General features: G+C 72.4%; 21 protein-coding genes and 1 tRNA gene. 6 read left to right on the forward strand and 16 right to left on the reverse strand.

From position 1 onward, the window contains the following. The 13 genes from gmk to H958_RS0110170 form a co-directional block, all read right to left on the reverse strand. The gene (gene gmk / locus H958_RS0110110) at window positions 1-531 is read right to left on the reverse strand and encodes a guanylate kinase (RefSeq protein WP_407641134.1); all 531 of its coding nucleotides are present in this window, start codon (window positions 529-531) and stop codon (window positions 1-3) included. Between the two features lie 8 nt (window positions 532-539). Then, entirely contained in the window at window positions 540-884 is a 345-nt protein-coding gene (gene mihF / locus H958_RS0110115; protein ID WP_028058591.1) for an integration host factor, actinobacterial type, read from the reverse strand. Window positions 885-1,131: 247 nt separating this feature from the next. After that, on the reverse strand, window positions 1,132-4,200 hold the full coding sequence (carB, locus tag H958_RS0110120) for a carbamoyl-phosphate synthase large subunit (RefSeq protein ID WP_028058592.1): 3,069 nt from the start codon (window positions 4,198-4,200) through the stop codon (window positions 1,132-1,134). Further along, window positions 4,193-5,287, reverse strand: coding sequence for a glutamine-hydrolyzing carbamoyl-phosphate synthase small subunit (gene carA / locus H958_RS0110125; protein ID WP_028058593.1), 1,095 nt, complete (start codon window positions 5,285-5,287; stop codon window positions 4,193-4,195). The genes carB and carA overlap by 8 nt, the downstream gene beginning before the upstream one ends. 58 nt (window positions 5,288-5,345) lie before the next feature. Beyond that, complete coding sequence (locus H958_RS0110130; RefSeq protein ID WP_028058594.1) at window positions 5,346-6,668, reverse strand: dihydroorotase; 1,323 nt, start codon at window positions 6,666-6,668, stop codon at window positions 5,346-5,348. Continuing rightward, the gene (locus tag H958_RS0110135) at window positions 6,665-7,603 is read right to left on the reverse strand and encodes an aspartate carbamoyltransferase catalytic subunit (protein ID WP_028058595.1); all 939 of its coding nucleotides are present in this window, start codon (window positions 7,601-7,603) and stop codon (window positions 6,665-6,667) included. Before H958_RS0110135 ends, H958_RS0110130 begins: the two co-directional genes overlap by 4 nt. Continuing rightward, window positions 7,604-8,152 (reverse strand): bifunctional pyr operon transcriptional regulator/uracil phosphoribosyltransferase PyrR, encoded by a 549-nt coding sequence (gene pyrR, locus H958_RS0110140; RefSeq protein WP_028058596.1) that lies wholly within the window; start codon window positions 8,150-8,152, stop codon window positions 7,604-7,606. A 776-nt stretch (window positions 8,153-8,928) separates the two neighbouring features. Then, entirely contained in the window at window positions 8,929-9,615 is a 687-nt protein-coding gene (locus tag H958_RS0110145) for an EamA family transporter (protein WP_051324045.1), read from the reverse strand. A 143-nt stretch (window positions 9,616-9,758) separates the two neighbouring features. Then, the gene (locus H958_RS36225; protein ID WP_037409757.1) at window positions 9,759-10,691 is read right to left on the reverse strand and encodes a ribonuclease Z; all 933 of its coding nucleotides are present in this window, start codon (window positions 10,689-10,691) and stop codon (window positions 9,759-9,761) included. Window positions 10,692-10,713: 22 nt separating this feature from the next. Beyond that, window positions 10,714-11,916: an MFS transporter gene (locus H958_RS36230; RefSeq protein WP_051324046.1), complete on the reverse strand. Its 1,203-nt coding sequence runs from the start codon at window positions 11,914-11,916 to the stop codon at window positions 10,714-10,716. Further along, window positions 11,916-12,485, reverse strand: coding sequence for a winged helix-turn-helix domain-containing protein (locus tag H958_RS0110160; protein WP_028058598.1), 570 nt, complete (start codon window positions 12,483-12,485; stop codon window positions 11,916-11,918). Before H958_RS0110160 ends, H958_RS36230 begins: the two co-directional genes overlap by 1 nt. A gap of 27 nt (window positions 12,486-12,512) precedes the next feature. Beyond that, the gene (locus H958_RS0110165; protein WP_028058599.1) at window positions 12,513-12,992 is read right to left on the reverse strand and encodes a metallophosphoesterase family protein; all 480 of its coding nucleotides are present in this window, start codon (window positions 12,990-12,992) and stop codon (window positions 12,513-12,515) included. Beyond that, on the reverse strand, window positions 12,989-14,248 hold the full coding sequence (locus tag H958_RS0110170) for a glycosyltransferase (RefSeq protein ID WP_028058600.1): 1,260 nt from the start codon (window positions 14,246-14,248) through the stop codon (window positions 12,989-12,991). The genes H958_RS0110165 and H958_RS0110170 overlap by 4 nt, the downstream gene beginning before the upstream one ends. A 34-nt stretch (window positions 14,249-14,282) precedes the next feature. Between H958_RS0110170 and H958_RS0110175 the strand changes: the two genes are divergently transcribed. Next, window positions 14,283-14,355 (forward strand) — tRNA-Arg (locus H958_RS0110175). Window positions 14,356-14,393: 38 nt separating this feature from the next. Here the strand turns inward: H958_RS0110175 and H958_RS0110180 are convergent. Then, window positions 14,394-14,855 (reverse strand): PH domain-containing protein, encoded by a 462-nt coding sequence (locus H958_RS0110180; protein WP_028058601.1) that lies wholly within the window; start codon window positions 14,853-14,855, stop codon window positions 14,394-14,396. A 47-nt stretch (window positions 14,856-14,902) separates the two neighbouring features. On the opposite strand from H958_RS0110180, the gene H958_RS46155 reads away from it, so the two are divergent. The 3 genes from H958_RS46155 to H958_RS36235 all read left to right on the forward strand — a co-directional run bounded on the left by H958_RS46155 (window position 14,903) and on the right by H958_RS36235 (window position 19,709). Continuing rightward, window positions 14,903-15,058 (forward strand): hypothetical protein, encoded by a 156-nt coding sequence (locus H958_RS46155; protein WP_156027873.1) that lies wholly within the window; start codon window positions 14,903-14,905, stop codon window positions 15,056-15,058. After that, the gene (locus H958_RS0110190; protein WP_028058602.1) at window positions 15,055-15,864 is read left to right on the forward strand and encodes a M55 family metallopeptidase; all 810 of its coding nucleotides are present in this window, start codon (window positions 15,055-15,057) and stop codon (window positions 15,862-15,864) included. The genes H958_RS46155 and H958_RS0110190 overlap by 4 nt, the downstream gene beginning before the upstream one ends. Window positions 15,865-16,010: 146 nt before the next feature. Continuing rightward, window positions 16,011-19,709, forward strand: a complete 3,699-nt coding sequence (locus H958_RS36235; protein ID WP_156027875.1) for a M14 family zinc carboxypeptidase — start codon at window positions 16,011-16,013, stop codon at window positions 19,707-19,709. Window positions 19,710-19,759: 50 nt separating this feature from the next. Here H958_RS36235 and H958_RS47460 read toward each other — a convergent pair whose 3' ends face one another. Together H958_RS47460 and H958_RS47465 are read right to left on the reverse strand one after the other, a co-directional pair. After that, window positions 19,760-19,945, reverse strand: coding sequence for a hypothetical protein (locus H958_RS47460; RefSeq protein ID WP_028058603.1), 186 nt, complete (start codon window positions 19,943-19,945; stop codon window positions 19,760-19,762). Window positions 19,946-19,993: 48 nt separating this feature from the next. Then, entirely contained in the window at window positions 19,994-20,188 is a 195-nt protein-coding gene (locus H958_RS47465) for a CpXC domain-containing protein (protein WP_028058604.1), read from the reverse strand. Window positions 20,189-20,224: 36 nt separating this feature from the next. On the opposite strand from H958_RS47465, the gene H958_RS47470 reads away from it, so the two are divergent. Both H958_RS47470 and H958_RS36245 read left to right on the forward strand, forming a co-directional pair. After that, window positions 20,225-20,878: a cobalamin B12-binding domain-containing protein gene (locus H958_RS47470; protein WP_028058605.1), complete on the forward strand. Its 654-nt coding sequence runs from the start codon at window positions 20,225-20,227 to the stop codon at window positions 20,876-20,878. 5 nt (window positions 20,879-20,883) lie between these two features. After that, window positions 20,884-21,429 carry a GNAT family N-acetyltransferase gene (locus H958_RS36245; RefSeq protein WP_051324047.1) on the forward strand — a complete coding sequence of 182 codons (546 nt, stop codon included), beginning with the start codon at window positions 20,884-20,886 and terminating at the stop codon, window positions 21,427-21,429. Window positions 21,430-21,462 lie beyond the last annotated feature (33 nt).

The raw sequence follows: 21,462 nt of genomic DNA on the forward strand, positions 1-21,462 counted from the left end.
CTAGAGCGCGGCGCGCACGACGCGCTCGAGCTCGTCGGCGGCGTCGGGCAGGCGGTCGTTGACGATCACGTGCGAGAACTCGTCCTGGGCCGCGAGCTCGGCCTTGGCCACCGCGAGCCGCGCGTCGATCTGCTCCGGAGTCTCGTGCCCGCGGCCGATCAGCCGCACGCGCAACTCGTCCTCCGACGGCGGCGCGATGAAGATCCGCACCGCCTCCGGCATCTCCTTGGCGACCTGGCGGGCGCCCTGGACCTCGATCTCGAGCACGACGTCGCGCTTGTCCAGCTCGGACTTCAAGGTCCCGTAGCGCCGGCCGGAGTAGTCGGCGTGCTCGAGGAAGTCTCCTGCGAGCACGCGCCGATCGAACTCGACGTCGCTGAGGAAGTGATAGTCCACGCCGTCATGCTCGCCGGGACGCGGCGCGCGCGTCGTCGCCGAGACGGCGAGCTGGAGCTGGGGAACGCGCTCCAGCAGTGTGCGAATCAACGTGCCCTTGCCGACGCCCGAAGGCCCCGTGATCACGAAGAGCAAGGCCCGGGCTATCGGCGCAGCATGGAGACGAGCTCCGTGCGCTGACGCTGCGAAAGGCCCCCGATCGTCTTCGACGGCGAGATGCGGCAGAGCTGGAGGACCTTGTTGACCTTCACGCGCCCGTACTTGGGGACCGCCAGCAGCATGTCGAAGACCTTCGCCGTCTCGACGTACTCAGGCGGCTCCAGCAGCAGGTCGTGGATGCTGCGCCGCCCCGCCTTGAGGTCGCGCTTGAGCTGCGCACGCGCGGTGCGGATCTCGTTGGCGCGCTTCAGGGCCTCCATACGCTGATCGAGGGAACGCTCAGGGGCAGCCACGAGGGGCTTGGACGGCGTCTTCGTCGCTGGCGGCATGGGCGGCGAGTCTACAGCGCCTCCGGCGCGCGACAAGGGCGTAGGTAGGGAATTCACCTGGACCTTTACTTGAGGTTCAACGCTCTGAAGGGGACTTGACGGTAACAGGGCGCTTTGCAGGGATTTTGGACGCCCCAAGGTTGCGCTTCGAAGCGTCCAGTCGCAACGGGCGCCGATGACGGCCGCACTGTATCCGACCGCCGAAGACGGCGACCTCGGGGAGTTGAGGGAAAGACCCCCTCAGCGGTCAGACTATCCGTGCTACCCCGTCCGCGTGGAGCTCCTGCAGCGACACGACCGCCGGCGCGCCGAGTCGCGCGGCCGCGATCGCCCTCGCCGCCGCCATCCCGCCCGCGATCGTTGTCACGCATGGGACCCCGCGGGCGACGGCCGCGCGCCGGATCTCGTAGCCGTCCGAGCGGGCCGCCGTGCCCGTCGGCGTGTTGATCACGAGGTCGACGTCGCCGCTCTCGATCCAGTCGGCGACGTGCGGCGAGCCCTCCTGGATCTTGTTGATCGTCTCCACCGGAATGCCCATCCGCTTGATGCCGGCGGCGGTCCCGCGCGTCGCGACGATGCGGAAGCCGAGGTCGTGCAACTGCGCCGCGATGCCGACCGCGGCCGACTTGTCGGAGTCGGTCACGGTGAGGAAGACGGTGCCCGAGGCCGGCAGGCGCGTGCCCGCCGCGGCCTGCGCCTTCGCGAACGCGGTTGGGAAGTCGGGGGCGACGCCCATCACCTCCCCGGTCGAGCGCATCTCGGGCCCGAGCAGCGCGTCGACGCCGGCGAAGCGGTCGAACGGCAGCACGGCCTCCTTGACCGAGACGTGATCGCCGCCCGGCGTCTCGGGCAGGCTCATCGCCGCGAGCTTCTCCCCCAGCATCACGCGGCACGCGATCTTCGCCAGCGGCATCCCGGTCGCCTTGGAGACGAAGGGCACCGTGCGCGAGGCGCGCGGGTTGGCCTCGATGACGTACAGGTCCTCGCCGTAGACGCCGTACTGGACGTTGATCAGCCCGACGACCCCGAGCTCCAGTGCGAGCGCGCGCGTCGCGGCGCGGATCTCCTCGAGCATCTCGCCGCCGAGCGAGTGCGGCGGCAGCACGCACGCGGAGTCGCCCGAGTGGATCCCGGCCTCCTCGACGTGCTGCATGATGCCGCCGATCCAGACGTCCTCGCCGTCGCAGATCGCGTCGACGTCGACCTCGATCGCGTTCTCGAGGAACCGGTCGAGGAAGATCTCGCCGCGCGGCTTCGTCCGGGCGAAGTAGTCGGCGAGCATCTCGCGCGTATACGCCAGCTCCATCGCGCGGCCGCCGAGCACGTAGCTCGGCCGGACGAGCAGCGGGAAGCCGACGGCCGGCGCGGCCTCCATCGCCTCGGCGGGCGTCGACGCCAGCGCGTACGGAGGCGCCTTGAGCCCGAGCCGCTCGAGCACCGCGCCGAAGCGCCCGCGGTCCTCGGCGAGGTCGATCGCCTCGGGCTGCGTGCCGAGCAGCCGCACGCCGGCCCGCTCGAGCCCCGCCGCGAGCCGCAGCGGCGTCTGGCCGCCGAAGGAGACGATCACGCCCTCGGGCTGCTCGACCTCGACGATCGCCAGGACGTCCTCGAGCGTCAGCGGCTCGAAGTAGAGCCGGTCCGACGTGTCGTAGTCGGTCGAGACGGTCTCCGGGTTGCAGTTGACCATCACCGCGTCGCGGCCGGACTCGCGCACGGTCATCGCCGCATGCACGCAGCAGTAGTCGAACTCGATCCCCTGGCCGATGCGGTTCGGGCCGGAGCCGAGGATCATCACGCTCGGCCGGTCGCCGCGGCGTACCTCGGACGCGGCGACGCGCTCGTGCGCGGAGTAGTAGTACGGCGTCTCGGCCTCGAACTCGGCCGCGCAGGTGTCGACCGCCTTGTAGGTGCGCACGCCGTGCTCGGCGGCGTCCAGGCGGCGCAGCTCGCGCAGGAACCACGGGTCGACGCCGGTGCGCGCGCGGATCTCGCCGTCGGCGACGCCGCGGCGCTGGAGCTCGAGGATGAGGTCGTAGCGGTCCGCGCCGGGCCGCTCGATCCGCTCCAGCAGATCCTCGTCGGTGCCGGAGAGGTCGGCCTCGGCGTCGAGCTCGCGCGAGCGGATCGCCTTCGCGAAGGCCTGGCCGAACGTGCGGCCGATGGCCATCGCCTCGCCCACCGACTTCATGTGCGTCGAGAGCGTCGAGTCGACGCCGGGGAACTTCTCGAACGCGAACCGCGGCCACTTGACGACGACGTAGTCGAGCGTCGGCTCGAAGCTCGCCGGCGTCGCGCGCGTGATGTCGTTCGGGATCTCGTCCAGCGTGTAGCCCACCGCCAGCCGCGCCGCGATCTTGGCGATCGGGAAGCCCGTGGCCTTGGAGGCCAGCGCGCTGGAGCGGCTCACGCGCGGATTCATCTCGATGACGACGATCTCCTCGGTCGCCGGGTTGACCGCGAACTGGACGTTGGAGCCGCCGGTCTCGACGCCGACGGCGCGGATGACCGCGATCGCCTGGTCGCGCAGCTTCTGATAGACGCGGTCGGTGAGCGTCTGCTGCGGCGCGACGGTGACACTGTCCCCGGTGTGGACGCCCATCGGGTCGACGTTCTCGATCGAGCAGACGATCACGACGTTGTCCGCGCGGTCGCGCATCACCTCGAGCTCGAACTCGCCCCAGCCGAGCACCGACTCGTCGATCAGGATCTGTCCGATCGGAGACGCGGCAAGGCCGCCGCGAACGATCTCCTCGAACTGTTCGCGGGTCCGCGCGATGCCGCCGCCGCGGCCGCCGAGCGTGAACGCCGGGCGGATGATCAGCGGCAGCCCGAACGCGTCGAGCGCGGCGCGCGCGTCCTGAGGCGTGGTCGCGATCGTGTTGCGCGCCGTGCGCAGGCCGGCGGCCTGCATCGTCTCGTCGAAGCGCTCGCGGTCCTCGGCGCGGCAGATCGCGTCGTAGTTCGCGCCGATCAGCTCGACGCCGAAGCGCTCCAGCGTGCCGTCCTCGTAGAGCGTCTTGGCGAGGTTGAGCGCGGTCTGCCCGCCGAGCGTCGGCAGCAGGGCGTCAGGGCGCTCACGCTCGATCACCTGGGCGACAGGACCGGGGAGCAGCGGCTCGACGTACGTCGCCGTCGCGAACTCCGGGTCGGTCATGATCGTCGCCGGGTTGGAGTTCACGAGCACGACCTCGTAGCCCTCCTCGAGCAGGACCTTGCAGGCCTGCGCGCCGGAGTAGTCGAACTCGGCCGCCTGGCCGATCACGATCGGCCCGCTCCCCAGCACGAGGATCTTCTGCAGGTCGTCCCGCCTAGGCATTCGCGATGGCCTCGATGAACTCGTCGAAGAGGTGCAGACTGTCGTTGGGACCGGGTCCCGCCTCCGGGTGGTACTGGACGCAGCCCGCGGGGACGTCGAGCAGGCGGATGCCCTCGATCGTCCCGTCGTAGAGGTTCACGTGCGTCAGCTGGGCCGCGCCGAGCTCGGACTCGATGATCTCCCCGGCCTGGCCCTTGACCGCGAAGCCGTGGTTCTGGGACGTGATCGCGATCCGGCCCGTGCGGACGTCCTTGACCGGGTGGTTGGCGCCGCGGTGGCCGAACGGGAGCTTGAACGTCTCCAGTCCGGCGGCGCGCGAGAGCAGCTGGTGGCCGAGGCAGATGCCGAACACCGGCTTGCGGTGCAGCAGCGTGCGGATGTTCTCGACGATGTAGCCGAGCGCCGCGGGGTCGCCGGGACCGGGGACGAGGAAGAAGCCGTCGGGGTCGCGCGCCAGCAGCTCGTCCGCCGGCGTCGTGCACGGGTAGATCTCCAGCGTCGCGCCGCGGCTGGTGAAGTTGCGGATGATCGAGCGCTTGATGCCCGTGTCGAGCGCGACGATCGTCGGCCCGTCGCCCTCGCCTTCGTATCGCGTGGGCTGCCCGATCGTCACCTCGCGCGCGAGGTCGCGGCCGACCATGCTCGGCTCAGCCGCGATCCGCTCGCGGGCCTCGGAGACCGGGACATCGGCGGCGAAGATCCCGCCGCGCATCGCCCCCGCGGAGCGGATGTGGCGCACGAGCGCGCGCGTGTCGACCTCGGCGATGCCGGAGATCCCGTTGGCCGCGAGCCAGCTCAGCCAACCCTGCTCGGCGCGGGGCGCGTCGTCGTAGTCGGCGGCCGACCGCATGATCGCCCCGGCGGCGTGGATGCGGCCGGACTCCATCGCGCTCTCGGACACACCGTAGTTGCCGACGTGCGCGGTCGTGAACGTGATGATCTGGCGCGCGAAGCTCGGGTCGCTCATCGACTCCTGGTAGCCCGACATGCCGGTCGTGAAGACGACCTCGCCGGTGACCGAGCGCGGCGCCCCGACGGCCTCGCCGTCGAAGCGCACGCCATCCTCGAGCAGGACGTACGCGCTCATGCCGCCGCTCCGCATGGCCGTGGCAGCCCCATTGGCATCGTCGAACCCATTGGCCATCTCATGCGGCTTGGAGCGCGATGCTGCGCTCCCGGTAGGCGACGGCGCCGGCGGCGACCGTGGTGAGGACCCTGCCGCGCAGGCGCCGGCCGGCGAACGCGCAGTTCTCGGAGCGGCTCTCGTAGCCGGCCTCCCCCACCTCCCACTCGGCCTCGAGGTCGATCAGCACGAGGTTCGCGGGGCGGCCGACGGCGATCTCGGGCGTCGCCAGCCCCATCAGCGCGGCGCCGGCGGAGAGCTTGGAGACGAGCAGCGCGAGCGGGATGACGTCCGCCGTGTAGACCGCGGCGAACGCGGTCTCCAGCCCGGTCGTCCCCATCGGCGCCTCCTCGAACGGCACCTCCTTCTCCTCACGCGCGTGCGGCGCGTGGTCGGTCGCGATGCAGTCGATCGTCCCGTCGCGCAGGCCCGCGATCAGCGCCTGCCGGTCGTCCTCGGAGCGCAGCGGCGGGTTCATCTTCAGCCGCGTGTCCAGGGTCTCGAGCAGCGCGTCGTGCGTGAGCGTGAGATGGTGCGGGCTCGCCTCGCACGTGATCCTCACGCCGCGCGCCTTGGCCTCGGCGATCGCCTCGACCGACTCGCGCGCGCTCAGGTGCTGGATGTGGATCCGGCCGTCCTCGTAGCGGGCGAGCGAGGCGTCGCGGGCGATCAGCGTCGACTCGCTGATGCTCGGGATGCCGGCGAGCCCGAGCCGCGCGGAGACCTCGCCCTCGTGCATCACGCCGCGGCCGGAGAGCGTCGGGTCCTCCTCGTGCAGCGCGATGATCCCGCCGGCGAGCTTCTGGTACTGGAGCGCCTTGCGCAGGATGCCGGCGCGATGGACGGGCTTGCCGTCGTCGGTGAAGCCGAGCGCGCCGGCGGCGCGCAGCTCGGCCATCTCGGTCAGCGCCTCGCCGTGGAGCCCGCGGGTGACGGATGCGAGGAAGCCGACGGGGATGCGCGCCTCACGCCGCGCGGCCTCACGCAGCGAGCCGAGGATCGACGCGGAGTCGACGACCGGGTCGGTGTTCGGCATCGCGACGACGGCGACGAAGCCGCCGGCGGCCGCGGCGCGGGTGCCCGAGTCCAGGTCCTCCTTGTGCTCCTGCCCCGGCACGCGCAGGTGCACGTGTGGGTCGACGAAGCCGGGGAACAGATGGCGGCCCTCGCCGCCGATCACCTCGCCGTCGTGCTCCAGCGTGCCCGGCTCGCCGATCTGCGCGATCGCGCCGCCGCGGATCAGCACGTCGTGGGGGGCGTCGATCCCGGTGCGGGGGTCGAGCACGTGGGCGCCGCGGATCAGCAGGTCGGCGGGCGGTGTGGGACGGTGGTCGAGCTGTGTCATGCCGACACCGGGGCAGGCGTGACGGCGGGCTGCGGAGCGCTGCGGCCGGCGAGCAGCTCGTAGAGCACCGCCATGCGCACGACGACGCCGGCGGCGACCTGCTGGCCGATCACGGCCTGCGGCGAGTCGATCACCTCGGCCGAGAGCTCGACGCCGCGGTTGACGGGGCCCGGGTGCATCAGCACCTGGCGTGCGCCGAGGCGGCGGCCGTTGATCTGGTACTGCGCGGCGTACTCGCGGATCGACGGGACGAAGCTGTCGGTCATGCGCTCCTTCTGCATGCGCAGGGCGTAGACGACGTCGGCCTCGGGCAGGCGGTCGAGCGTGTACTCGACCTCGCAGCCGAGCGTCTCCATCGCGCGCGGGATCAGCGTCGGCGGGCCGCACACGGTCACTTTCGCGCCCAGCTTGGTGAAGGCCATGATGTTCGAGCGCGCGACGCGGCTGTGCAGGACGTCGCCGACGATCCAGATACTGGCCCCGTCGAGCGCGCCGAGGCGCTCGCGCAGCGTGTAGACGTCCAGCAGCGCCTGCGTCGGGTGCTCGTGCTTGCCGTCGCCGGCGTTGACGACGCTCGCCGGCGTCCAGCCCGCGACGAGCTGGGCGGCGCCGACGTGCGGGCTGCGGATCACGATCAGGTCGGGCCGGTAGGCGGACATCGTCTGGACCGTGTCCTTGAGCGACTCGCCCTTCTCGACGCTCGAGCCGGACGAGGCGAAGTTGATCACGTCGGCCGACAGCGACTTGGCGGCCAGCTCGAAGGAGGAGCGCGTCCGGGTGGACGCCTCGTAGAAGAGGTTCAGCACGCGCCGGCCGCGCAGCGCCGGGACCTTCTTGATCTCGCGCTCGGAGACCTCGGTGAACGTCTTCGCGCGGTCGAGGATGCGCTCGATCGCCGGGCGGTCCAGGTCCGCGATGGACAGCAGGTGTCGCATTTAGGCCAGCGCCTCCTCGAGCTCGGTGATGGTGACCTCGTCGGCGCCGTCGACCTCGACGACGTGGACGTTGACGCGCTCGCCGCGCGCGGTCGGGAGGTTCTTGCCGACGTAGTCGGGGCGCAGCGGCAGCTCCCGGTGTCCGCGGTCGACCAGCACGGCGAGCTGGACGCGCGCCGGGCGCCCGTAGTCGAACAGCGCCTCGATCGCCGCGCGCGTGGTGCGCCCCGTGTAGAGCACGTCGTCGACGAGGACGACGGTGTACTCGTCGAGCCGGAACGTCAGGTTGGTGTCGTGCACCGCCGGGTCGGCGGGCCGCAGCGCGACGTCGTCGCGGTAGAACGCGATGTCGAGGTCACCGAGCGGGACCTCCTCGTCGACCAGTCCGGCGACGAGCGCGTGCAGGCGCTGGGCGAGATGCGCGCCGCGGCGGTGGATGCCAACGAGGGCGACGGGCCGGCCGGCGTTCTTCTCGACGATCTCATGCGCGATGCGCACGAGCGTGCGGCGGATGTCGTCCTCGTCGAGGACGACCTTCGTATCGGGCACTGGCGGGTTTCCTTCCTGGCCTCACGGGACCGGGTTAAAGGGCGGAAGGAGTTCTAGCAGCGCGGGCCGACGCGTTGCGGCGGGCTCGCGCGTTCTCCGCGCCGCGGCGGCCGCGAAGTCGCGCGTGCGATCGCGCGGTCTCCGCGCCGCGGCGGGCGCGAAGTCGCGCGGGTCTCCGCGCCGCGGCGGCGTACGGCGCGCGTGCGATCGCGCGATCTCCGCGCCGTCGCTGTGCGGCCTAAGCGCCATGGCCTGCGTGGCCTCGCGCAGTCTCCGCGCCGCGGCCCTCGGGCGCCGGCGAACTGCGGGCATCGAGGGAGGCGGGCCGGTTTCGCGGAAACGATCAGTCCCGGCCGGGGGGTGCCTCACCTTCCTTCGACATGTTCGAAGGTTCGTAGGGCACCCCCTGCGGTGGAGCGCGGTCGTGATCGGAAACGCTCGTTTCTGCTCCGACGATGATCGATCGAGCGCGGTATCCGCCGCGCGGGCCGCCACCAGCTCCAAGGCCGCCCTCGAAGGCGCAGTTCCGGTCCGCCACGGCGCCGCGCGGGCCGCCACCAGATCCGGGGCCGCCCTCGATGCGCAGTTCCGGCCCGCCACGGCGCCTCGCCGGCCGCCACCAGCTCCGGACCCGCCCCCGATGCGCCACCCCGCCCCGCGAGCCGCCATCAGACCCCCGGCCCTCCCTCGATACGCAGTTCGAGTCCCACCACGCCCTGCGGGCCGCGACCAGCTCCGGACGCCCTCGGAGCGCAGCCCGCCACCCCGCCACGCACCTACGACAGCGCCAACACAACGATCCCCGCGGCGATCGCGGCCGCCGCGAGGATGCGCTTGAGCAACTCGCCCTCCCCCAGCACGCGCGCGCCGAGCAGCGCGCCGAGCACGACCGAGGACTCGCGCACCGGCGCGACGAGCGAGATCGGCGCGCGCGTGAGCGCGAACAGGACGAGCACGTACGCGAGCGGCGACAGCGCCCCGACGCCGAGGATCGCGCGCCGGTCGCGTCGCCAGGCGCCCGCGACGTCGCCGCGCATCGCCGCCGGCGCCAGCAGCGCGGCGCGGATCACCTCGGCGCCGACGAAGTACGCGACCGGCGGCTGGCCGAGTGGGCCGACCGCGTGCGCGTCCCAGACCGTGTACGCGGCGATGAACGCGCCGGTCATCAGCGCGTCGCCGATCCCGGCGCGCGCGCCTCCGAGCGCCAGCACGAGCACGGCGGCGACGATCAGCGCGCCGCCGAGGAGCCCGAGCTCCGACGGCCGCTCGCCGAGGAAGACGATCGCGCCCGCGACGCTCAGCACCGGGCCCGTCCCGCGGGCGAGCGGGTAGACGACCGACAGGTCGCCGTCGCGGTAGCCGCGCTGCAGGAACGTGTAGTAGCCGACGTGCAGCAGCCCGGAGCCGGCCATGAAGCCGGCGCCCGCCCAGCTGAGCCCGCCCTCGACGGCGGCGTCGACCACGGCGAGCGGCGCCCACAGCCCGACGGCCGCGACGCCGTAGAGCCAGACCAGCGCGAAGCCGGTGCTGCGCGCCTGCTTGGCGAGCAGGTTCCACGCCGCGTGCGCTCCGGCCGCCGTCAGGACGAGGGCCAGCGCAACGCCGTCTATGCCTCGGGCTCCGGCTTGACGAGGTGCGGCTCGCCGCGCTCCGGGAACGGGACCTCGATCGCCTCGAAGTCGCGTGGGACGACCGTGTTCGCGAACACGGCCCGCGCCTCGTCGCGCACGTCGCGCGGGAAGTAGCGCGTCGAGAGGTGCATCAGCGCGAGCAGCTTCACGTCCGCGTCGGCGGCCGCCTGCGCCGCCTGGCGCGCGGTGGAGTGCCCCGTCTCACGCGCGCGGGCGCGCTCGTCCTCCAAGAACGTCGCCTCGTGGACGAGCACCTCCGCCTGGTGCGCGTAGACCTCGATCGTCTGGACCGGCGCGGTGTCGCCGGAGTAGACGATCCGGCGGCCGTGGCGGGTTGGCCCGACGACCTGCTCCGGCCGCACGCCGTCGACCGTCTCGCCGCGCTGCAGGCGCCCGAAGTCGGGGCCTTCGGTCACGCCGAGCGAGCGCGCCGTCTCCACGTCGAAGCGCCCCGGGCGGTCGTCCTCCACGAACGCGTAGCCGTAGGCCCCGGCACCGTGCTTGACCGGGAACGAGGCGATCGAGTAGCCGTCGAAGCGGACGTCGGCATGCGGCTCGAGCTCGTGGACGTTGAGCGGGTAGAAGGTGCGCCCGATCAGCGGCTTGAGCGTGTGGAACAGTCCGCGCAGACCCGGCGGGCCGTAGACGTCGAGCGTCCGCTCTCGCGCGCGCAGGTCGAACGTCTTCAGCATCCCGACGATCCCGAGCCAGTGGTCCAGGTGGAAGTGCGTCAGGAAGATCGCGTCGAGCTCAGGCAGCCCGACCGAGCGCAGCAGCTGCTGCTGGGTTCCCTCGCCGCAGTCGAACAGGATCCGGTCCCCGCCGGCGCGCAGCAGCAGCGCGGGAAGCCCGCGCCGCGGCGTGGGGACGGAGCCGGCCGTGCCGGCGAAGAACAGCGAGAGGTCCATCGACGGCGTGCGAGGCTAGCGCTCAGCGCGCCGGCGCCGTCTCGAACCGCGCGCGAGGCCGTTTCTCCCCGCGGTGCTGCAGGTAGACGGCGGCGGCCGTCGTCACCACCGCCATCGCGAGCAGCATCGCGCGGTAGTCGACCACGGTGATCAGCGCCGCGCCGAGCGCCACGGAGAACGTCTGCGGCACGCCGAGCAGCAGTTCCGCCGCCGAGTACGTGCGCCCCTGTAGCGGCCCGGGCGTGAGCCGCTGGAGCAGCGTCATCGCGCCGACGACGATCCACGGGATCCCGAAGCCGAACAGCGCCTTGCCCGCCAGCACGATCCCGAGCGCGCCGCTCGCCATCAGGAGCATGCCCGCCGCCAGCACCGCCATCCCTGCCGCGGCGAGGCGCTCCTCGCCCGCGCGGCGCATCACGCGCGTCGCGAGCGCGGCGCCGGCCACCGCGCCGACGCCCTGGACCGCCATCAGCACGCCCACGAACGACACCGGCCGGTGGAGGCCCTCGTCGGCGATCGCGAACAGCAGCGTCTCGCTGAACCCGAGCGCGAGCAGGACGAGCGCGCCCGCGGTGACGACGTGCTTCAGCGGCGGCGTGCGGCGGATGTGGCGCGCGCCGGCCGTCACCGCCCGCCGCCACGGCTCGCCGTGCGGCTCGGGCCTCGCCTCGCGCACGTGCAGGGCGGCGAGCGCGGCGGCGGCGACCGCGAACGTCACGGCGTCGAGCACGGCGACGGCGGCGCCGCCGGCGGCCGCGTAGAGCCCGGCGCCGGCCACGGGCGCGACGAGCCGCAGCCCTTCGCGCACCGTCTGCAGCAGGGCGTTCGCGTCCCCGAGCAGGTCCGGGGGGACGAGCGTCGCGAGCAGCGCCGACTGGCCCGAGGCCAGCAGCGTGTACGACGCGCCGTAGACGGCGCCGACCCCGTAGATGACCCACACGCGCTCGCCGGCCGCGAGCAGCAGCAGGACGACTCCGGCGGTCACGAGGTTGACGACGAGCAGCAGCGGGCGCCGGCGCACGCGGTCGACGAGCAGGCCGGCCAGCGGCGAGAGCAGCTGCGGCGCCATCACGCAGAAGATCGCGAGGCCGGCGGCGCTGTTCGAGCCGGTCAGGTCCTTGGCCCAGATGCCGAGCGCGAGCCACAGCGCGGTGTCGCCGAGCAGCGAGAGCGACTGGCCCGCGAGGTAGATGCGCGCGTCGCGGATCGCGAGCAGCCGGCGCATCAGGGCTCCGGCCGGACGTAGGCGAAGGCGAGCATCTCGACCCGCCTGGTGCCGGGCGGCCGCGGCTTGGTGCCGTCGCGGCGGTCGGCGTAGCGGGCCAGCAGCATCTGCGTGATCTCCTCGTCGAGCTCGCGCAGCTCGGCGGGCGTCAGGTAGAGCAGGAACTGGCTGCCGCCGGTGACCTCGCGCCACTCCCGCGGCAGGGCGTCGCGCTCCTGCATCCCCTGCTCGAGGCGAGCGAGGTAGCGGGCGCGGAACGTGCGGTCCAGCCGGCGGGCGGCGCCGGCGGTCGCCTCGTCGTCGTGGACGTCGGTGAACCGCATGCCGAGCTGCTTGAGCTTCCACGGCCGGCGTCGGCCCTGCGTCCCAGCCTCCTCGACGAAGCCGTATTTGGCCAGCTGGCGCAGGTGGAACGACGCGTTGGCCGGGCTCTCCCCCACCCGCTCCCCCGCCTCGGTCGCCGTCAGCGGGCCTTCTGCGAGCAGCTCCAGCAGCTCCAGCCGCACGGGATGCGCGAGCGCGCGCATCGCCTTGGGATCGGTGACCTCCCGCGGCCTCTCGAAAGACATGTTTCGAAAGATAGCTTTCGAAAGCCATCAGTCAAGGGCGATGAGCTCGAACTCCAGTCGTCCGGTCGCGACGGTGACCATCCCCATCGTGTGGCGCGGAGCGCGGCGGCGCTCGGTCGGCGAGCCGGGGTTGAAGATCTGGAACCCGTCCCGCTCCTCGTGGAGCGGGATGTGCGAATGACCGAACACGACGGCTTCCGCGTCCGGGAACAGCTTGCGCATCCGCGCCAGCCGGCCGGGCGCCGGGCCGGCGTCGTGGATCATCGCGATCCGGCCCTCGACGATCCGCGTCGCGGGCAGGATCAGCCGCAGCTCCGGGGTGTCCACGTTGCCGCGCACGGCGTGGACCGGCGGCCCGAGCGACTCGAGGTCGCGCAGGACCGACAGCTCGAACAGGTCGCCGGCATGCAGGATCGCGTCGGCGCTGCGCAGGCGCTCGACGCACGCATCGGGCATCCGGCGCGCGCCCTTGGGCAGATGCGTGTCGCTGATGACGGCGAGGATCACGTCAGCCGCTCGATCAGATCGGCGGCGTGCTCGGTGCCTGGCCGCCGGTGGAGTCGCTCCGAGACGGCCGCGAGCCGCTGGTGCAGCGCGCCGTCGCCGAGGACGCGATCGAGCGCGGCGGTGAGCTCCTCCGGCGCATGGCCGTACGTGTCCAGCCGCACGCCGAAGCCGGTCTCGTCCATCCGCTGCGCGTTGTCGTACTGGTCCCAGAACAGCGGCAGCACGACGGTCGGCTTGCCGAACCACAGGCACTCGGTGATCGTGTTGTTGCCGCCGTGCGTGACGACGGCGTCGACCTGCGGGAGGATCGAGGTCTGCGGCAGGAACTCGGCGCCGGTCATGTGGTCCGGGAGCCTCAGCAGCTCGTGCTGCGGGCCGAGCGAGACGATCACGCGATGCGGCGTTGCGGCCAGGGTGTCGATCAGGCGCTGCATCAGCGCGATGTCCGCCGACCCGAGCGAGCCGAGGCTCAGGTAGACGAGCTTCCCCTCCCCCGCCGGGGCCTCGTACGGCGCGTCGGTCGTGCGCACGCACGCCTCGAGGTTGTGCCACGTGCCGTCGAGCGGATTCGCGCGCGCGTAGTCCACCTCGGCGGGAAACAGCGTGAGGTTGAGGTGGGTGGAGCTGTGCGCAAGCTCGAGCGGCGGCAGTGGCGGCGCCCCGCGCTCGCGGCAGAACGCGTCGAACTCCGCGTGCATGTCGCGATGGACGCGGGCGTACTCGTCCCAGTACTCGTCCCACCCGGTCGGGTCGTTCGCCGGGTAGCCGGAGAACGTCGGCGGCACGGCTGGGTCCTTCAGCTCGGCCGGGTTGCACGAGACGATCCGCACCCACGGGATCCCGCTCGCCGGCAGCGCCGGGAAGCTGACCACGTTGTCCTCGACGATCACGTCGGGCCGCAGCTCGCCGAAGATCTCGCGCAGGCGGTCGTCCACGTAGCGCGCGCCGTCCACCAGCGCCTGGAACGTCGGCGCGATGAACTCCGACAGCTGCTCGATCGTCGGCTTGCGGAACACCGGCGCGGTGTCGCGGATGAAGTCCTTCCAGAACTGCCCGGGCACCTCCGGAGCCTCGGGAGGCGGCGACAGGCGCATCGTCCGTTCCTCGAACCCCTGCGCCTCCAGCGTCCCCCTGAAGCTCTCCTCGACGATGAACACCACCCGGTGTCCACGCCGCCGCAGCACGTCCCCGATCCCGACGCAGTTGTTCGTCGGCCCATATGCGCCCTCGGGGAAGAACGCGATCGTCTTCGGCACGCGCCAACGCTACCGCTAAGCTCCGTGGCCGCTAGCGCCCGTAGCTCAGTGGATAGAGCGCGCGCCTCCGGAGCGCGAGGTCGCAGGTTCGAATCCTGCCGGGCGCGTCAGCCTCACACGGCAGGCGCCCCGCGACCTCGCCGGATCAGCCCTCGGCCGCTTCGCGCTGCGCGCGGTCCACGGCCCCGACCACGCGTCCCGGATCGGCGATCCCGACGAAGCGGAACTCGCTGTCGTCGGTGCCCGCGGTGTCGAAGTCGACCGTGCCGACCGACAGGACGCGCTGGAGCAGCGACTGCCTGGTGTTGACGTTCTGCACGCGGTCGATGCGCGTCTGTTGCTCGGCCTTGGAGAAGATGCCGCGGCGGATGTAGAGCCGCTGGCTCGTGACCATGTACGTCGTGCTCATCCGCTTGACGAGCCCGACGGCGACCGTGAGCGCGAACAGCACGATCGCGGCCAGCACGCCGGCCACGACGCTGACCACCAGCGCGACGATCACGGCGATCACCACGACCGCGACCGTGCCCGTGATGTAGAACGACAGCACCGCCCGCCATGACGGGTGGCCTTCGAAGACGACGTCCTCGCCGGGGTGCAGGTCCACGAGCGGACCATACCGCCCCGGTCGGAGCCTGTAGCGTTGCCTGCGCGATGGTGCCGGCCGGCAAGAGCCTCGAGGACCAGGTGCGCGAGATCCAGAAGCTGATCAGCGACGCGCGCGAGACGCTGGCCCAGGCGGAGTGGGCGCTGGAGACGCTCGCGCACCGCCTCGGTGGCGACGGGGACCCGGTCGGGGACGACGATTGAAGGTCCTGATCATCAGCGACATGGAGGGCGTCGCCGGGATCTGCCGCTGGAACCAGGTCAACGCCGGCGCGGACGGCTACGAGGAGGGCCGGCGGCTCTACACCGAGGAGCTCAACGCGGCGGTGCGCGGCGCGTTCGAGGGCGGCGCGAGCGAGGTCGTGGTGATGGACTGCCACGGCGCCGGCGGCGACCGCTCGTTCAACTCGCTGATCCCCGACGCGCTCGACGAGCGCTGCGAGTTCGTCGTGCAGCACGAGTGGACCGGGTACACGGAGCTGCTCGAGACGGGCTGCGACGCGGCGCTGCTCGTCGGCCAGCACGCGCGCGCCGGCGCCGAGCGCGGCGTCCTCTCGCACACCGTGTCGAGCACGCGCTGGCACGAGCTGCGCTTCAACGGCGTCGCCGTCGGCGAGGTCGGCATCAACGCCGCGCTGTGCGGCACCTGGGGTTGCCCGGTCGCGCTTGTCAGCGGCGACGACGTCGTGTGCGCCGAGGCCGCCGAGCTGCTCGGGCCCGCACTGCGCACCGTCACGGTCAAGCAGGGCCTCGGTCGCTTCTCCGCCCGCCACGTCGCCCCCGCCCGCGCGCGCGGGATGCTGGAGACGGGCGTGATGCAGGCGGTCTCCCGTCTGCGCGACGCGCCCGTCTATGACCCGGGGGCGCCGTGCACGATCACCGTCGAGCTCGCGACGCCCGACGACGCCGACGTCTACCGCCATCGCGAGGGCGTCACGCTGACCGGCCCGCGGACGGTCGAGAGCCAGGCGCCCCGCTGGTGGGACGCCTGGCGGCGCCTATATCTCTAAGCGCGCGCCTTGCATGAGCGCACCAGGGGAGTTCCGGGTGTGCGGGGCGAACGGGCGTTGAGAGATCTCCACACGTAAAACCCCCAAAGCCGATCGGATTTCCGCATAGTTTGGCGCCGTCCGTTCACCCAGCGAAAGGGAACCCTTTGCGCACGCGCGCTCTCGCGCTGTCCCTCGCCGTATTGACCCTGGGCGCGACCCCCGCGGTCGCGGCCACGAAGAACGAGTACCTCACGCCCTACGAGGCCACGGTCACCCGCGATCAGGCCGGGGTCGTCGCCGACTCCGGCATCGAGCTCGACCACGCCGGCTTCGACGCGAGCGTCGCCGGCGAGCAGGAGCTCCAGCTCGCGATCACGCCGTCGCAGGCGGCCAAGCTCGAGGCCAAGGGGATCACGCTGACCCAAGAGGCCCTGGCGAAGACCAAGAAGCTCGACACCGGCGGCGACAGCCCCAACCCGTTCTACGACGTGTTCCGCAGCTACTCCGAGAAGGGCGGCATCGCCGACGAGCTGCGCGCCGAGGCCGGCGCCAACCGCGACGTCGCCAAGCTCGTGACGATCGGCACCTCGCTGCTCGGCAAGCCGATCCTCGCGATCAAGATCACCGACGACGCGCGCAACGTGGCCGACGGCTCGCGCCCGGCCGTGCTGTTCGGCGCCGTCAACCACGCGCGCGAATGGATCGCGGCCGAGGTCGCGCGCCGCGAGGCGAAGTGGTTCCTCGAGCACAAGCACGACCCGAAGATCCGCGACATCCTCAAGACGACCGAGATCTGGGTCCTCCCCGTCTTCAACCCCGACGGCTACGACTACACGTTCACGTGCGGCACCGGCGCCACAGTGGCGCTGTGCGGCCCGGGCGCGGCGAACTCCAACCGCCTGTGGCGCAAGACGCTGCGCGACAACAACAACGACGGCATCTACGGCAACGCGGGCGACGGCGTCGACCCGAACCGCAACTTCCCGGAGCAGTGGGCGCTGGACAACGAGGGCTCGAGCCCGAGCCCGAGCGCCGAGGACTACCGCGGCCCCTACGCGAACTCCGAGCCGGAGAACGCCGCGTACGACCGCTTCATCCGCAGGATCAAGCCGGTCTACAACCTCAACTACCACTCGGCCGCGCAGCTGCTGAACGCGTCCTTCGGATTCATCACCAACCGGCCGTCGGACGACGAGACGCTGTCGCGCGCGCTCACCGGCACCGACGGCGACGCCGCCGTCGACCCCTACCAGCCCGACCAGGCGTCCGACCTCTACGTGACGCACGGCGAGACCGTCGACTGGGCGTACTTCCAGTTCGGCACGATCGGCTTCACGCCCGAGCTCGACACCGCGGCCACCGCCGGCGCGTCGGGCAGCTCGTTCGTCTTCCCCGACGACGAGGCCAAGGTCAGGGCCGTGTTCGACAAGAACCTCGACCTGGCGCTGAACATGGTCAACTCGGCCACGCACGTCGACCGCCCGTCGAACTACACGCAGGATCCGGCCGAGTACCAGGTCAAGCCGACGCTCGACATCCAGCCGACGAAGTTCGACGTGTCCTACGGCGGCCCGCAGATCGTCGAGGCGGTCGTCCGCCGCTCGCTCGGCCCGGTCGACATCTCGGCCACGATCTCCGGTCCCGGCGGCGCGAGCCGCTCGCAGCTGCTGCGCGCCGAGGAGTACAAGGGCGGCGAGCGCTACGGCGACGTGCCGGGCGCCTACTTCGTCCGCGTCCGGGCGACGCTGCCGGACAACTGGGGCACCGCCGCCGCCCCGCGCACCCCGGCCGCCGGTGACACGGTGCAGGTGACCGTCCGCGCGGGCGGCCAGCAGCAGCGCTTCTCCTACCGCATCGCGTCGACGCAGCACGACAAGAGCAAGAAGCGGGTGCTCGTCGTCGCCGCCGAGGACTACACCGGCACCTCGCCCAACCGCAAGCCCGGCTACGCGACGGCGCCGCGCTACCTGCAGCAGCACGTCGACGCGCTGAAGGCGGCCGGCTACGAGGTCGACACGTTCGACGTCGACGCGCCGCCCGCCAACGCCGACGGCCGGCCGGGCCTGAAGTACCCGACGTTCCTGGGCGTGCTCTCGCACTTCGACGCCGTCGACTACTACACCGGCGACGACTACGTCCCGCAGGACGCCGCGGAGACCAACCCGCGCCATCTGAGCACGCCAACCGCGTTCAGCGGCTCGACGACCGTCTCGCAGTGGGCCGCCAAGGGATGGTTCAACCTGCGCGACTACCTCAACGAGGGCGGCAAGGCCGTGCTCGACGGCCGCAACGTCAACGTGACGTTCGCGTCGACGAGCACCAGCCTGACGGCGTACTCGAGCTTCCTCTTCAACCCCGACCAGTTCTACGGGTTCAACTACCCGCCGAACAACCTCGGCGACGACGACCGCCCGGGTACGGCGTTCATCCGCCCGCACAACATCAACAACGACATCGAGCAGTACTTCTTCGGCGTCGCCGCGCGCGCCGGAGGCTACGGCTCGGCGACCTACGACGGAGCGCCGGTCGGCCCCGTCGCCGGCGGCATCTTCGCCGGGCTGGCGCCGTTCGCCGTCGACACCGCGGCGGGCGACGACCCGAATCAGGACGCGGCCGGCGCCCCCGCGCCGCGGGCCAAGTCGGTCACCCGCCTGCGCACGCTCTCGAGCGTGACCTCGCAGCAGCCGCTGCGCCAGGAGCGCGCCGAGCTCGACGTGCAGACGGCCCCGGCGCAGGCCGCCAACGGCGGCGTGGCGATCTCGACGCGCGACACGATCACCTTCGGCTTCGGGCTGGAGCAGGTCGACCAGGCGACGCGCGACGCGCTGGTCGCCCGGGCGTTCAGCTACCTGCTGCCGGGCGCTGCCGACACGACGCCGCCGGTGGGGCAGTTCACGTACCCGGCCGAGAACGAGTCGATCGCCGCGAGCGATCCCGTCGACGCCGAGGTCGTCGGCCATGACGAGCGCGGCGACGTCAAGGAGGTCCGCCTCTACGTCGGCGGGCAGCTCGTGAAGGCCAAGAAGTCGTTCCCGTTCCAGTTCCGCTACTACCCCGCCCCGTCGCAGGCCGGCACGACGATCACGCTGCACGCGGAGATCGAGGACAAGGCGGGCAACGTCAAGTCGATCGACCGCCCGGTGCGGATCGTGGCCGCGGCGGCGCTCGTCCAGGCGCCGCTGCCGGCGAACCCGGCGACGCTCACCGGCACGCCGACGGTCGGCTCCGTGCTGACCGTCGTCAACGGCGGGTTCCTCAACAACCCGGCGTCGACCAGCTACGAGTGGCTGCGCGACGGCGACGTGATCGGCGGAGCGACGGCGAGCACGTACACGCTGACCGGCGCCGATCTCGGCCACCTCGTCAGCGCTCGCGTGACCGGCACCAACTCGGCGGGCGACGCCGACTCGACGACGAAGGGCCTGTGCGTGTCGGCGGCGTCGTCGGGCGCGCAGGGTCCCGCCGGCCCGGCAGGCCCGGCCGGCGCGACGGGCCCGGCGGGTCCGGCGGGTCCCACCGGCGCGACCGGGGCGACCGGGGCGACCGGTCCCGCGGGTCCCGCCGGCGCCAAGGGCGACAAGGGTGACCCGGGCGACAGCCCGAGCGTCCGCGTGACCTGCGACCTGTCGGCCAACGGCAAGACGATCGTGTGCACGATCACCGCCGTCGCGCCGAGCAGCCGCACGGCGAAGTTGACGGGCAGCGCCCGGCTCGCCGGCACCAAGAAGACGACGACGAAGTCCGGCAAGGGCAAGGTGACGGTGCGGCTGCGGTCGGCCAAGCGGCTCAAGAAGGCGCCGCGCGTCGTGCTCAAGGTGCGCAGCGGCGCGACCACCCGGACGCTGAAGGTCAGCGCCCGCTAGCGAAGCGAGCCCTCAGGGAGCGCCCCGCCGCGCGCGGGGCGCTTCCTAGGCTATGCGGCGGCCCGGCGGCCCGCCGGGCCCTGAGCCCAGCGGCCGGAATGGAACGCGGCGTAGGTCGCCGCGGCTTGCTCGGGCATCCCGGTCAGGAGCGCGACGTGGCGCGCGGCGTCGATGCTGCCGAGCGCATCGGCGACGGGATCCTTCCCGGTCTCGTCGGGGTCGGTCGCATCCGCCATGTCCGTGACGGTACGCCCGCGGTCGGACGCGCCGCAACCGACCTAGGTCTAGTGGTCGGCCAAGAGCCCGCCGCAGCAGGCGCTCCTACCGCACTCAGGGCAGGTCGCGGCGGCGTGCGAGGCGACCCAGCCGGGATCGCCGAGCTCCGGATCGAGGCCGAGCACCGGCGCGCTCTGCGGCCACACCTCGTAGGTCGCTCCGCAGTACGGGCACTCCACGGTTATCTGCTGGCCGGCGGACATCGCATTCCACCACCTCAGACGTTACCGTGCGCGAGCATGGCCTGCGCGGAGATCCACCGCGACGACTTCCTGCAGGCGTTGATCGCCCGCGACTCCGCGCGGGCGCGCCGCGCCGTGGACGCTGCGGTCGCAGGCGGCGTCGCGATCCCCGACATCTACGTCGACGTCCTGCAGCCCGCGCTCTACGAGGTCGGCCACCGCTGGGCGCTCGGGGACCTGAACGTCGCGCACGAGCACTACGCGACCGTGATCGCGCAGTCGGTGCTGGACGTGCTGAGCGCGCAGCGCGAGCTGCCGCCCAAGGACGGCCGCCTCGCGATCGTGACCGGGACCCCGCAGGAGGAGCACTCGCTCGGCGCGCGGATGGTGGCGGACTTCCTCGAGTGCGACGGCTGGGAGGCGATCCTGCTCGGCGCCGGGCCGCCGGTGCGCGACATCGTCGAGCTGGTCGACCAGGAGCGGCCGGACGTCGTCGCGCTCTCCTCGGCGACGGCAGGCGTGCTGCATGGCGTGCTCGAGCTGATCGAAGCGCTCGCCGAGCTCGCGCCGCGGCCGTTGATCGTCGCGGGCGGCCAGCTGTGGACGGCGCAGACCAGCGCCGCCCCGCTCGAGCTCGGCGCCGACATGGTGGTGCGCGACGCGCGCGAGCTGGTCGGGTGCCTGCGCGAGCGCGTGCCTCCGCTAGCGTGACGTGCATGGAGATCCGGGAGGGCGGTCCTTCCGACGCCGGAACGGTGCTCGAGCTGTTCGACGAGGCGGTCGCGCGGCTGGTCGCCAGCGGCCGCATGGGCGGGTGGGAAAGCCGGCCGTTCTCCACGCTCGAACGGCGAGTTGCGCAGGCGACGGAGTGGGCCGCGAGCGGCGGCCTGCGGATCGCGCTGCTCGACGGCGAGGTCGCGGGAGCGCTCGTGCTCGGCGCTCGCCCGCCATGGGTCTCCCCGGTGGCGAAGTCGGAGCGCTACATCGAGGCGCTGGTGACGTCGCCCCGGCACGCGGGGCGCGGCGTCGGCGGCGCGCTCGTGCGGCGCGCGGCGGCCGAAGCGCGAGAGGCCGGTGCCGTGCTGCTGCGCGTCGACTGCTGGGCGGACGCGCCGGAGCTGGTGACCTGGTACGAGCGCCAAGGCTTCCGCCGCAGCGGCACGTTCGAGCTCGACGGCTGGCACGGCCAGGTCCTCACGCTGCGGGTCGACGGGCCTGTGGCGGAGCCGACGGCGGCGGCGTCGTCGAGCGGCGTCGGGTAGGTGCAGCGCCCTCCGCGCCTGCGGGGGGCTGCC

It is taken from the genome of Candidatus Solirubrobacter pratensis, assembly GCF_000425945.1.
Taxonomy (GTDB): domain Bacteria; phylum Actinomycetota; class Thermoleophilia; order Solirubrobacterales; family Solirubrobacteraceae; genus Solirubrobacter; species Solirubrobacter pratensis.